Origin of the sequence: Azospirillum oryzae (assembly GCF_900177515.1) — a bacterium.
Taxonomy (GTDB): Bacteria; Pseudomonadota; Alphaproteobacteria; order Azospirillales; family Azospirillaceae; genus Azospirillum; species Azospirillum oryzae_A.
In genome coordinates, this window is record NZ_FXAK01000002.1 from 290,001 (window position 1) to 302,838 (window position 12,838).

Sequence of the window (12,838 nt, forward strand, 5' to 3'; positions counted from 1 at the left end):
CTTTTTTCGTCGCCTCGTCATTTTTTCGTAAACCCCGACCGGAGCGCGATCCGTAGAGTGGCGCATCGTTTCGTTGCGAGCGCAGGACCATGCGGAGCTTCCGTCTCCTCCACACCGCCGACTGGCATCTCGGCCAGACGCTGCACGGCATTCCCCGCGATGCCGAGCATGCCCGCTTCCTCGACTGGCTGATCGACCGCATCGGCGACCATCGGGTGGATGCGCTGGTGATCGCCGGCGATGTCTTCGACGGACAGAACCCGCCGATCCCGGCGCTCGCGCTCTTCTACCGGTTCGTCGCGCGGGCGAAGGCGCTGCATCCGCGGCTGGACATCGTGGTGGTCGCCGGCAATCACGACAGCGCCAGCCGGCTGGAGGCGCCATCGCCGCTGATGACGGAGATGGGCGTGCGGGTGATCGGCACCCTGCCCTCCTCGGCCGAAGGTCTGTTCGATCCGGCACCGCTGATCGTGCCACTGCGCGATGCCGATGGAACCGTCGCGGCGCGCTGCGTCGCCATGCCTTATCTGCGACCGTCCGACCTTCCTGCGATTGACGAGGCTGAAGAGGTCGATCCGCTGATCGAGGGCGTGCGCCGGATCTATACTCAAGCCTGGACGGGTGGGCAGGAGCGCTGCGGACGCGGAGAAGCGCTGATTCTCACCGGTCACTGCTATATGCGTGGCGGCGCCCTGTCGGAGCTGAGCGAGCGCAAGATCCTGGGTGGCAACCTGCATGCCCTTCCGGTCGACATCTTTCCCGAAGACGCGGCTTATGTCGCGCTCGGCCACCTGCACCGGGCGCAGGCGGTGGGCGGGCGCGAGGCTGTGCGCTACAGCGGCTCGCCGATTCCGCTGGCGCTGGACGAGGAGCCCTATCCCCATCAGGTGGTGCTGGCGGAGTTCGCGGGCGGCCGGATGGTAGGGCATGAGTCCCTGCGCGTACCACGCCATGTGCCGATCCACCGAATCAGCGAGGCCAGCCCGGACGCGGCGCTGGAGAGGCTGAAGCGGCTGGAACTGGATAATGCCCTGCCGCGCGATGCGTGGCCTTTCCTGGAGGTGACGGTCACCCTGCCGGAACCGCGCCCCGCCCTGCGCGACGAGGTGGAAGCGGTGCTGGCCGGCCGGCCGGTGCGTCTGCTGAAGCTGGGGGTGCGGCTGACCGGCAGCGGCCAGACGCTGGCCGACAGCGCGCCGCCGATCGATCTGGCCTCGCTGGAGCCGGAGGAGGTGTTCCGGCGCCTCTACCGCCGCAGCCACGAGGGCGACCCTGACCCCGATCTGATGGCGGCCTTCCATGAGTTGCTGACCGGCGTTCAGGAGACGATGTGATGCGGATTCTCGCGGTGCGCGGCGCCAACCTGACCAGCCTGGACGGCGCCTTCTCCATCGACTTCGACCGCGAACCGCTGCGGCGGGCCGGGCTGTTCGCCATCACCGGGCCGACCGGCGCCGGCAAGAGCACGATCCTCGACGCCCTGTGCCTTGCCCTGTTCGACCGCATGCCGAGGCTGCCGGAAGGGCGCGGCGAGATGCTGGGGCTGGAAGGCGATCCCAACAGCATCCGCACCACCGATGTGCGCACGATCCTGCGGCGCGGCGCCGGTTTCGGCTGGGCCGAGGTGGATTTCGTCGGGATCGACGGCGAGGCCTATCGCGCACGCTGGGAGGTGCGGCGGGCGCGGCAGAAGGCGCAAGGGGCCTTGCAGCAGCAAAGCATGTCGCTGAGCAGCCTGGATGGCGAGCGGCGGTTCGGCGACGGCAAGAAGAGCGTGCAGGAGGAGATCGAGCGGCGGCTCGGCCTGAGTTTCGAACAATTCCGCCGCGCGGTTCTGCTCGCCCAGGGCGATTTCGCCACCTTCCTGAAGGCACCGGCGCGTGACCGCTCCGAATTGCTGGAGCTGCTGACGGGGACGGAAATCTACTCCCGCCTGTCGACCCGGGCCTTTCAGCGCGGAAATGAGGAAAAGCAGGCGCTCGACCGGTTGCTTGCCCAGGCGGGCGGCATCGGCGTGCTGAGCGACGACGACCGCGCGGCCTTGCAGACCGAAGCCGAAGCGGCGACGGAGGCGGTGCGGAGCGGCGAGCAGGCACTGGCGCTCGCCCAGGCGGCATTGGCCTGGCATGAGCGCGACGGACAGCTCGCCGCGGCGGAGAGCAAGGCGGTCGAGGCGGCCGACGCGGCGGAGCGGGCCTGGATCGAGGCGGAGGGGCGGCGCGAGGCGGCAGCCCGGCTGCGCAGCCTGCAGCCGCTTCGACCGCTGTTGGCCGATGCCGACCGGGCGAACGGCGACGCGGCGGAAGCCGGAGCGGCGGTCGACCGGGCGGCGGCTGCCTGGGAAGTGGCCCGGCTTGCGGTGGGGGACGCCACCACCCGCCATGCCGAAGCCCGCCGACGGTTCGAGGACGCCCGCTCGGCCGAGATGAAGGCCGAGTCCGATCTTGAGCGCGCGGCCGATCTGGATGGACGAATCGCGCTGCTGGCCGGCGAGCAGGAGACTGCCGAGGCTGCCGCGAAAGCGGCGACGCAGCGCGTCGGGACCGCACGGAAGGCGATGCGGGACATCGAGGCCACGCTGTCGGCGGCGCGGAACGACATGGCGCGGCTGGAGGTCTGGCTGCGGGAGCAGGCCGGCCTCGCCACGGTGGCCGGGCAGTGGGAGCGGTGGGACCGGCTGCTGGCGCGGGCCATCGCCGACACGCGAACCGGCGAGGCGGCCGCGCAGGAGCGCGGGCGGCTGGAGCGGGCGCTTGCGGCGACCTCCGCCACCGCCGAAGCGGCAGACGCCCGGCTGGCGGAGGCGCGCGAGCGCTGCCAAGCGGCGGAGCGCGCGCTGGAAAGCCTTCAGGGCCAGTCGGTGCCGTCGCTGGAGGAGGCGCGGCAGGCGCGGGCTACGGCGGCGGCGCGGCGGGAGGGGTTGCTGGCTCTGCTCGCCACCGGCGAAGCACGGCAACGGCTGGCCGCCGAGCGCAAGGCGGCGGAGGACGAGCGGCTGCGGCTGCTGAGCGAAGCGGAGCGCGACGGGGCGGCGGCGCGGGAGCTTGCCGAGCTTCGCTCCGGACAACGGGCGGCGGTCGAGGAGGCCGAGCACACGCTGCAACGGCTGATGCTGGCCCAGCGTGAGGATGTGGCAAGCCTGCGCGGGCGGTTGGTGGAGGGCGAGCCCTGTCCGGTCTGCGGATCGGCCGAGCATCCCTGGGCCGAGGCCGGGGCCACGCCGCTCGGCCGGGTGACGCGGGATCAGGAAAAGCGCCTTGCCGAATTGCGTGAAGCGCTGGCCGCGACGGTCGCCCGCCATGCGGCGTTGGAGGCGGCGGAAGGGGCGGCGCGCAAGGGCGCCGAGGGACTGATGGCCCGTCTCGCCGCCATGGCGCGGGAAGCCGAGGGGCTGGAACTGCGCTGGACGGAACAGGCGGCGGCGGCTGGATGGCAGGCCGAGGACGGGACGCTGGCCGACATCCGCAAGGCGGTCGAGGAGCTGGACCGGCGGCTGGCGGCCATTGCGGCCGATGAGGAACGGGCACTCGACCACCGCCGGCGGGTGGATGCCGCTCAGCAGGACCATCGGCGGCTCGAGACCGCGGCGGCCGGGCTGGCGGCGGAGTGCGAGGCGAACCGGCAGCGGCTGGCCGACGGACGGCAGGCCTTGGCGCTGGCGGTGGCGGCCCTGGAGCGGGCGGAGGCCGATCGGGACGCCGCCCTAGCCGAATTGGATGAGGGACTGGCGGGAGAAGCCGACTGGCGGGCGCGGCTGGAACGGGAAACGGACGGGTATCGGACCGGGTTGGCGGCGCGGGTGGCCGAATACCGGGAGAAGAGCGACGCGCTGGCCCGTGCCGCACGCGAGGTGGAGCGGTCCAGCGGCGAACTCGCGGTGCAGACGGCAGATCTGGATGCCGTGCTGCGGGCCGAGGAGGAGGCGCGCAAGCGGGCCGACGATCTCGCCGGTCGGCTGGCGGAGGCGCGGACGGCGCGCGGCGATCTGCTGGGCGGGCGGCCGGTGGCGGTGGTGCGGAAGGCACTGGCAGGGGAACGGCACGAGGCCGAAGCCCTGGTGGAAAAGGCCACGTTCGCACGGCAGGACGCCGTCGCCCGGCTGTCGGCGGCGGAGCGCGAGCGCGAAACCCGCGGCGAGGCGGCCCGGCAGTGCGCCGAAAAGGCAAAGGCGGCCGGCCAACGGCTGGAGCATGCCGCGGCGGTGCGCGGCGCCCGGGTGGACGAGGTTCGCCTGTTGCTGGCGGCGTCCGAAAGCGCCCTGGAGGCGGAAGAGCTGGCCTTGGCGGTGCTGGAGCGTGCGCGCGGCGACGCGGCGCTGGTGGTGGCCGAGCGGCGGCGGCAGCGCGCCGATCACCATGGCTCGGGCGGGCCGGCGCTGAGCGCCGAGGAGGCCGGCACCGTTGCGGAGAGCACCCGCGCGGTGCTGGAACGGGACCGCGACCGGCTGGGCTCGGCGCGTGGACGGCTGGAAGCCGATGACGGCAATAAGCAGCGGCTGGCCGGACTCCGCGTGGCGATCGAGGCGCAGCAGGCGCGCTGTGCACTGTGGGGCAAGATGGCGCAGCTGATCGGCTCGGCAAACGGGCAGAAGATGCGCAACTTCGCCCAGAGCCTGAGCCTGGACCTGCTGCTGACCCATGCCAACCGGCATCTGGAGGACCTCGCCCGCCGCTATCGGCTGGAGCGGGTGGCGGGGGCCGATCTGGAAATCCAGGTGGTCGACCGCGAGATGGGCGACGAACGGCGCGGTGTGCATAGCCTGTCGGGCGGCGAGCTGTTCCTGGTGTCGCTGGCCCTGGCGCTCGGCCTGTCGGCAATGGCGGCGGGGACCTCCGGCGGGATCGGCACGCTGTTCATCGACGAGGGGTTCGGTACGCTCGACCCCGACAGCCTGGACGTGGCGCTGTCCTGCCTGGAGGCGCTGCAGGCCGGCGGGCGTCAGGTCGGCGTGATCAGCCACGTTCCGGCGATGGTCGAGCGGATCGGCACGCAGATCCGCGTGATGCCGCTCGGCGGCGGGCGCAGCCGGGTGACGGTGCAGACTGTGGCGGGGACGGCGCTGGGTGTGGCGATGGAGGAGATGGAGGGGGTTTGAGGGGGACGTGTCGCCCCCGATCACCGCCCCCGCTTTGCCAGAAACGCCAGCCGTTCCAGCGTGTGCACGTCCTGCTCGTTCTTCAGCAGCGCGCCGCACAGCGGCGGGATCAGCGTGCGGGCGTCCTTGGCGCGCAAAGTCTCGGGATCGACGTCCTCGACCATCAGCAGCTTGATCCAGTCCAGCAGTTCAGACGTGGACGGCTTCTTCTTCAGCCCCGGAACCTCGCGCAGGTCGTAGAACAGGTTCAGCGCCTCGCGCAGAAGCGCCGACTTCAGGCCGGGGTAATGGACCTCGACGATGCGTTCCATCGTCTCGCGGTCGGGGAAGCGGATGTAATGGAAGAAGCAGCGGCGCAGGAAGGCGTCCGGCAGCTCCTTCTCGTTGTTGGAGGTGATGATGACGATGGGGCGCTTGGCCGCCTTGATCGTCTGGCGGGTTTCGTAGACGTGGAACTCCATGCGGTCGAGTTCCAGCAGCAGGTCGTTGGGGAACTCGATGTCGGCCTTGTCGATCTCGTCGATCAGCAGGACCGGAGCCTCCGGCGCCTCGAAGGCTTCCCACAGCTTGCCGCGGACGATGTAGTTGGCGATGTCGTGGACCTTCGCCTCGCCCAGCTGGCTGTCGCGCAGGCGGCTGACCGCGTCGTATTCGTAAAGGCCCTGCTGTGCCTTGGTGGTGGACTTCACATGCCAGGACAGCAGCGGCTTGTTCAGCGCCCGGGCGATCTCCACCGCCAGCACGGTCTTGCCGGTGCCGGGTTCGCCCTTCACCAGCAGCGGCCGCTCCAGCGTGATGGCTGCGTTGACCGCCACCATCAGGTCGTCGGTGGCGACATAGCGGTCGGTTCCGGTGAAGCGCATGGGCCTGCTCCCTCAAACGGCGATGGTTCGGTCCACGATAAACAGGGCGGAAACGAGTTCGGCGAACAGAAAAACGGCCCCCGGACGGATCCGGAGGCCGGGTTTCGGTGCGATCAGGAGGCCTTCTTGGCCGCGATCGCCTTCTCGATGGCCTCGATGGCCGCCGGGGCCAGGGAGGCATCGGGGCCGCCGGCCTGGGCCATGTCCGGCCGGCCGCCACCACCCTTGCCGCCCAGCGCCTCGGCACCGACGCGGACCAGATCGACGGCGCTTAAAGACCCGGTCAGGTCGTCGGTCACGCCGATGACGATGGAGGCCTTGCCCTCGTTCGACGCGATCAGCACCACGACGCCGGAGCCGACCTGCTTCTTCAGTTCGTCGGCCATCGGCTTCAGGTCCTTGGCCGGCAGGCCTTCGACCACGCGGGCGGCGAACTTCACGCCGGCAACGTCCTTGGCCTCGTTGCCGCCGTCGGCCTTCGCACCGCCACCCATCGCCACCTGCCGGCGCAGCTCGGCCAATTCGCGTTCCATCTTGCGGCGTTCCTCGACCAGCACCGCCACACGGGACGGGACTTCGTCGGGCTTGACCTTCAGGACGCTCGCCGCCTCGGTCAGCAGGTGGTCGCGTTCGGACAGCCACGCCTTGGCGCCGGTGCCGGTCAGCGCCTCGATGCGGCGGACGCCGGCGGCGACGGCGCCTTCGGAGACGATCTTGAAGACGCCGATGTCGCCGGTGCGGCGGACATGGGTACCGCCGCACAGCTCGATCGAGTAGTCGCGGTCGATCTCGCCATGCGGGCCGCCCATGGAGACGACGCGGACCTCGTCGCCGTACTTCTCGCCGAACAGGGCCATGGCGCCCTGGGCACGGGCCTCGTCCGGGGACATCAGGCGGGTGATGACCTCGCTGTTGGCCAGGACGCGGCGGTTCACCTCGTCCTCGATGGCGGCGATGTCGGCGGCGGACAGGCCGGTCGGCTGGCTGATGTCGAAGCGCAGACGCTCCGGCGCCACCAGCGAGCCCTTCTGCGTGACATGGTCGCCCAGGCGATGGCGCAGCGCCTCGTGCAGCAGGTGGGTGGCGGAGTGGTTGGCGCGGATGGCGGCGCGGCGCTCGCTGTCCACCCGCAGCTCGACCACGTCGCCGACCTTGAGCGTGCCCTTGGTGACGGTGCCGACATGGGCCCACACCGCACCCAGCTTTTTCAGCGTGTCGGAAACCGCGACCTCGGCCCCGCCGGCGGAGAAGATCACGCCGGCGTCGCCGACCTGACCGCCCGATTCGCCATAGAAGGGCGTCTGGTTGACGACGACCATAACCTGATCGCCGATGGTGGCGGCCTCGACGCGGGCGTCGCCCTTGACGATGGCGGTCACTTTGCCTTCGGCCACCTCGGTGTCGTAGCCGAAGAACTCGGTGGCGCCCAGCTCGTCCTTGATCTCATACCACAGCTTCTCGGTGCCGACCTCGCCCGAGCCGGCCCAGGATTCGCGGGCCTTGCGGCGCTGCTCGTCCATCGCCGCCTTGAAGCCGGCCTCGTCCACCGCCCGGCCCTGGCCGCGCAGCACGTCCTGCGTCAGGTCGAGCGGGAAGCCGTAGGTGTCGTACAGCTTGAAGGCGACGTCGCCAGCCAGCGGCTGGCCTTCGCCCAGATGGCCGACCTCGTCCTCCAGCAGGCGCAGCCCGCGCTCCAGCGTCTGCTTGAAGCGGGTTTCCTCCAGCTTCAGCGTCTCGACGATCAGGGCGCGGGCGCGGTTCAGCTCCGGATAGGCGTCGCCCATCTGTTGGATCAGCGCCGGGACCAGACGGTGCATCAGCGGTTCGCGCGCGCCGATCATGTGGGCGTGGCGCATGGCGCGGCGCATGATGCGGCGCAGCACATAGCCGCGGCCCTCGTTCGACGGCAGCACGCCGTCGGCGATCAGGAAGGAGGTGGAGCGCAGATGGTCGGCGATGACGCGGTGCGACACGGCATGCGCGCCGTCCGGCGAGGTCTTGGTCGCCTCGGCCGACGCCATGATCAGCGCCCGCATCAGGTCGATGTCGTAATTGTCGTGCTTGCCCTGCAGGACGGCGGCCAGACGCTCCAGCCCCATGCCGGTGTCGATCGACGGCTTGGGCAGCGGCACCAGATTGTCCGGACCCAGCTGTTCATACTGCATGAACACAAGGTTCCAGATCTCGATGAAGCGGTCGCCATCCTCGTCCGGGCTGCCCGGCGGGCCGCCGGCAATGGACGGGCCGTGGTCGAAGAAGATCTCGGAGCAGGGACCGCAGGGGCCGGTGTCGCCCATGCGCCAGAAATTGTCGTCGGTCGGGATGCGGATGATGCGGTCGTCCGACAGGCCGGCGACCTTGCGCCAGATCGCCGCCGCATCCTCGTCGGAGGTATGGACCGTCACCAGCAGCTTGTCGGCCGGCAGCCCGTATTCCTTGGTGATCAGGTTCCAGGCGAACGCGATGGCGTCGTCCTTGAAATAATCGCCGAAGGAGAAATTCCCCAGCATCTCGAAGAAGGTGTGATGCCGCGCGGTGTAGCCGACATTGTCCAGGTCGTTGTGCTTGCCGCCGGCGCGCACGCATTTCTGCGAGGTGACGGCGCGCTTGTACGGCCGCGTCTCGGCACCGGTGAAGACGTTCTTGAACTGGACCATGCCGGCGTTGGTGAACATCAGCGTCGGGTCGTTGCGCGGCACGAGCGGCGACGAATCGACTTTCTGATGGCCCTGCTTGGCGAAGAAATCCAGGAACGTGCGACGGATGTCGTTGGCGGTCTGCATACGGTCAAGGCTCCGGGTGCGCGGCTGCGGCCTTCCATTGGCCGAACCGTGCTTTTAGCGCGAGAATGGCGGCATGTCCACGACGGACGGATTATTACCCTGCGTCACGGCAGACAAAAGGGGCGGACGAATGCCCGGCCGGCTATTGGGCTTCCGCCTCGGCCCGCGCCTTTTCGATCCGGCGGCCGATGATGATCGCGATTTCGTAGAGCGCGATCAGCGGCAGCGCCAGACTGACCTGGCTGATGACGTCGGGCGGGGTCAGCACCGCCGCGGCGACGAAGGCGCCGACGATGGCATAGCGCCGCTTCGACGCCAGGGCGTCGGTGCTGATGATGCCGACGCGGACCAGCAGGGTCAGCAGGACCGGCAGCTGGAAGGCGATGCCGAAGGCGAAGATCAGCGACATCACAAGGTGCAGATATTCGCCGACGCGCGCCTCGAACTCGATGGGCAGGGCATTGCCGTCGCCGCCGGGATGGAACTCGAATCCCAGGAAGAAGCGCCAGGCCATCGGGAAGATGAAGTAATAGACGATGCCGGCGCCGGTCAGGAACATCACCGGGGTCGCCACCAGGAAGGGCAGAAAGGCGCGGCGCTCGTGCTTGTAGAGCCCCGGCGCCACGAACATCCAGATCTGGCTGGCGATGACCGGGAAGGAGATGAAGCAGCCGGCCCAGAACGCGACCTTCACATAGGTGAAGAAGGCCTCGGTCAGGCCGGTGTAGATCATCCGCCGCCCCTGCCCCGCCAGCAGATCGGCCAGCGGCTGGACAAGGAAGTTGTAGATCTTGTCCGACACCGCATAGCACAGCAGGAAGGCGATCAGGATTGCACCGATCGACCACATCAGCCGGTTCCGCAACTCGATCAGGTGATCGATCAGCGGCATCTTGCTGTCTTCGAGTTCGTCCTGCTGCGTTTCGCCGGTCATGGCCCGTCTTTATCTTCAGGTCTGCTTGTCGGTCGGCTGGGCGGAGGCCACGGCATCCGGCCGCGGGGCCGGAGCGGGCTGCGGCGCAGGGGCCGGAACCGGTTGCGGCGGCTCGGTAGCAATAGGCGTGGTGGTGATCGGAGACGGGGCCGCCGACGGCGCCACGCTGTCGGTCACCGCCGGCGCTGCGGGCGGCGGCGCCTGGGGCAGGTCCGGCTCCGGCGTGCTGCCGTGATGGCCGTTCAGCCCGACATCGAAGCTCTTGGGATCGAACGCCTTGCCCACCTCCCCCTTCGGGTCGATGGTGTCTTCCATCATCTTCTTGATGTTCAGGTCACGGGTCTTCAGCGCTTCCTTGCGAAGCTCGTCCAACTCGGTTTCCCGCATCATGTCGTCGATGTGGGTCTGGAACTCGCGCGCGACGCCTCTGGCCTTACGCACCCATTTGCCGAGCGTGAAGATCGCCTTGGGCAAATCCTTGGGCCCGATGACCACAAGGGCGATGACGGCGATCACCATCAGTTCGGACCAAGCGATGTCGAACATGTTCTTCCGGCTTCACGAATGCGGTGGGCAGAGTCGGCGCGCGGCGTTCCGAAAGGGCGCCCGCGCGCCCGCCGGTCAGCTGCGGACCGCCTCGTCCTTCTTGGCCGCGGTTTCGGCCGTGTTGGCCGGCTGGTTCGGGATGGTCTTGGCGTTGGCGCCCGGGGCGTTCGATCCCGGAGTGGCATCGTCGCTGTCGTCCTGCAGTCCCGCTTTGAAGGACTTCACGCCCTTGGCGAGATCGCCCATCACCTTCGGCAACTTACCGGCGCCGAACAGCAGAAGAACGATCAGAAGAACGATGATCCAGTGCCAGATGCTGAAAGAACCCATGGCGCGCCTATCACGTTTGAACGGCCTTAGCGGCGGGGCGGCACTATGGCAGAAAGGCCGTGGAGCCGCAACGTTCGCCCCACCATCCTTAAACGGTTGTCATTGAGCTTTCACGGGAATTCGCGCAGCACCCCCCAAAAACCGGGTCTCACGGCTCGTCGTCGCTCCCCAGCGCGCTGTCGTCACCGGTGGTCCCCAGCCCCAGCAGCACCGGGCGGCTGTCCAGCAGGCCGGCGGCGCGCAGGTCGTCGACGCTCGGCAGGTCGCGCAGGCTCTCCAGCCCGAAATGATCGAGGAAATGGTCGGTGGTGATCCAGGTCAGCGGCCGGCCCGGCGTCTCCCGCCGCTTGCCCGGCCGGATCCAGCCATGTTCCATCAGCAGGTCCAGCGTGCCCTTGCTGGTCGCCACGCCGCGGATGGATTCGATCTCGGCCCTGGTCACCGGCTGGTGATAGGCGATGATCGCCAGCGTTTCGATGGCGGCGCGGGAGAGCTTGCGCGACACCTCCTCCTCCCGCCGCAACTCGGGCGCCAGATCGACCGCTGTGCGGAAGGCCCAGCCGCCGCCGGTGCGCACCAGATTGACGCCGCGCGGGGCGTAATGGGCGCGCAGTTCCTCCAGCAGCGGGCCGACCTCCTTCCCGATCCGTCCGGCCAGCGTCTCCTCGTCCAGCGGATCGGCCGAGGCGAACAGCAGCGCCTCCAGCAGGCGCAGCCTGCCGATGCGGGCCTCCGCCTCTTGGGCGTCGGTGACTTCCTTAATCATTGGACTGTGCTTCTTCCGAATTGTCGCCGCCCTGGGGATTGCCGGAGCGTCCGCGGACATAGAGCGGGGCGAATGCCCCCTCCTGCCGCAGTTCCACCCGGCCGGCCTTCGCCAGTTCCAGCGTCGCCGCGAAATGGGCGGCGAGCGCGGAGCGGGTCAGCAGCCCGCCGCCCTCCCCGCCCGGCAGGAAGCTCGCCAGCGTCGCCCAGTCCGGCATGCGGCCAAGCAGCGACGACAGGCGCTGCACCGCCTCCTCCATCGAATAGAGGCGCACCGGGGCGATGTGGAGGACGCCGGCGTCCTTGCGGGCGCGCTGCTGCCCATAGGCGCGCAGCAGGTCGAACAGCGTGACCTCGTAGACCGACTTGCGGCGCAGGTCCAGATCCTCCGGCGCGCCGCGCGGGTGGACATCGATGCCCAGGCGCGGGCGGGCGAACAGCTTCTCCGCCACGCCCTTCATCGCCTCCAGCCGCTGGAGCTGGAAGGCGAGCGCGGCGGCCATGTCCTCGCCGGACGGTTCCTCCCCCTCCGGTTCGGGCAGCAGCAGGCGCGACTTCAGGTAGGCCAGCCACGCCGCCATCACCAGATAGTCCGCCGCCAGCTCCAGCCGGACCTTCCGCGCCTCCGCCACGAAGGCGAGATATTGGTCGGCCAGTTCCAGGATGGAGATGCGCGTCAGGTCGACCTTCTGGTCGCGTCCCAACGCCAGCAGCATGTCGAGCGGCCCCTCGAACCCATCCAGCACCAGCAACAGCTGTTCGGACGGCGACGCCTCCGCGGCAGCGGGGGCTTCACCCGCATGCTCGGCCACCAGATCAGCCATATGATCGCCTTCAGTCGTTGCCGGTCAGGATGCGGATGAAGTCGATCACCGCATCCACGGGCGGGCCCAGCACCCAATGCATGACGCTGAGGTCCATGCCGATCTGCCGTCCCAACATCGGCAGCAGGAAGAAGGCCGCCATCAGGATCAGCAGCCCGACGCGCTCCAGCTTCGCCAGCGGCACCGCCAGCACATCCGGCAGGATGCCGACCGCAACCCGTCCGCCGTCCAGCGGCGGCAGCGGGATCAGGTTGAACACCATCAGGATGACGTTGACCAGCACCGACACCTCGGCGGCGGAGCGGATCCACAGTTCGATATAGCTGTTTTCCGGATTGACCAGCCGCCAGATCACCGCCGACGCCACCGCCAGCAGGAAGTTGGTCCCCGGACCGGCCAGCGCCACCCACACCATGTCGCGGCGCGGATGGTCCAGCCGGGCGAAATTGACCGGCACCGGCTTGGCCCAGCCGAAGACGAATCCGGTGGTGAAATACATCAGCGCCGGCAGCAGGATCGTCCCGAACGGGTCGATGTGGCGGATCGGGTTGAAGGTGACGCGCCCCAGCCGATAGGCGGTGTCGTCGCCCAGCCTCCAGGCGACGAAACCGTGCGCCGCTTCGTGAAAGGTGATGGCGAGGATGGCCGGCAGGGCCACGGCCGTCACCTGGAAGATCCATTCCTCCATCGTCCGCTCC

At 69.2% G+C, this 12,838-nt stretch carries 10 protein-coding genes; 2 read left to right on the forward strand and 8 right to left on the reverse strand.

Going from position 1 to position 12,838, the window contains the following annotated elements; all coding sequences use genetic code 11:
* The first annotated feature begins 89 nt into the window (after positions 1–89).
* Both B9N97_RS04365 and B9N97_RS04370 read left to right on the forward strand, forming a co-directional pair.
* Positions 90–1,334: an exonuclease SbcCD subunit D C-terminal domain-containing protein gene (locus tag B9N97_RS04365; RefSeq protein WP_085083741.1), complete on the forward strand. Its 1,245-nt coding sequence runs from the start codon at positions 90–92 to the stop codon at positions 1,332–1,334.
* Positions 1,334–5,095 (forward strand): AAA family ATPase, encoded by a 3,762-nt coding sequence (locus tag B9N97_RS04370; protein ID WP_085083743.1) that lies wholly within the window; start codon positions 1,334–1,336, stop codon positions 5,093–5,095. Before B9N97_RS04365 ends, B9N97_RS04370 begins: the two co-directional genes overlap by 1 nt.
* Before the next feature lie 20 nt (positions 5,096–5,115).
* Here the strand turns inward: B9N97_RS04370 and B9N97_RS04375 are convergent, their stop codons facing one another.
* From B9N97_RS04375 to B9N97_RS04410, 8 genes are all read right to left on the reverse strand, one after another.
* Entirely contained in the window at positions 5,116–5,958 is an 843-nt protein-coding gene (locus tag B9N97_RS04375) for an AAA family ATPase (RefSeq protein WP_085083745.1), read from the reverse strand.
* Between the two features lie 113 nt (positions 5,959–6,071).
* Entirely contained in the window at positions 6,072–8,741 is a 2,670-nt protein-coding gene (gene alaS / locus B9N97_RS04380; protein WP_085083747.1) for an alanine--tRNA ligase, read from the reverse strand.
* A 142-nt stretch (positions 8,742–8,883) separates the two neighbouring features.
* Complete coding sequence (gene tatC, locus B9N97_RS04385; protein ID WP_085083749.1) at positions 8,884–9,675, reverse strand: twin-arginine translocase subunit TatC; 792 nt, start codon at positions 9,673–9,675, stop codon at positions 8,884–8,886.
* Between the two features lie 15 nt (positions 9,676–9,690).
* Complete coding sequence (gene tatB / locus B9N97_RS04390) at positions 9,691–10,221, reverse strand: Sec-independent protein translocase protein TatB (RefSeq protein WP_085083751.1); 531 nt, start codon at positions 10,219–10,221, stop codon at positions 9,691–9,693.
* Between the two features lie 75 nt (positions 10,222–10,296).
* Positions 10,297–10,551, reverse strand: a complete 255-nt coding sequence (locus tag B9N97_RS04395) for a twin-arginine translocase TatA/TatE family subunit (protein WP_085083753.1) — start codon at positions 10,549–10,551, stop codon at positions 10,297–10,299.
* 148 nt (positions 10,552–10,699) lie between these two features.
* Positions 10,700–11,317, reverse strand: a complete 618-nt coding sequence (gene scpB / locus B9N97_RS04400; protein WP_085083755.1) for an SMC-Scp complex subunit ScpB — start codon at positions 11,315–11,317, stop codon at positions 10,700–10,702.
* A complete protein-coding gene (locus tag B9N97_RS04405; protein WP_085083757.1) occupies positions 11,310–12,140 on the reverse strand; it encodes a segregation and condensation protein A in 831 nt (276 codons plus the stop codon). Before B9N97_RS04405 ends, scpB begins: the two co-directional genes overlap by 8 nt.
* Before the next feature lie 10 nt (positions 12,141–12,150).
* The gene (locus tag B9N97_RS04410; protein ID WP_085083759.1) at positions 12,151–12,828 is read right to left on the reverse strand and encodes a site-2 protease family protein; all 678 of its coding nucleotides are present in this window, start codon (positions 12,826–12,828) and stop codon (positions 12,151–12,153) included.
* Between the last annotated feature and the right edge of the window lie 10 nt (positions 12,829–12,838).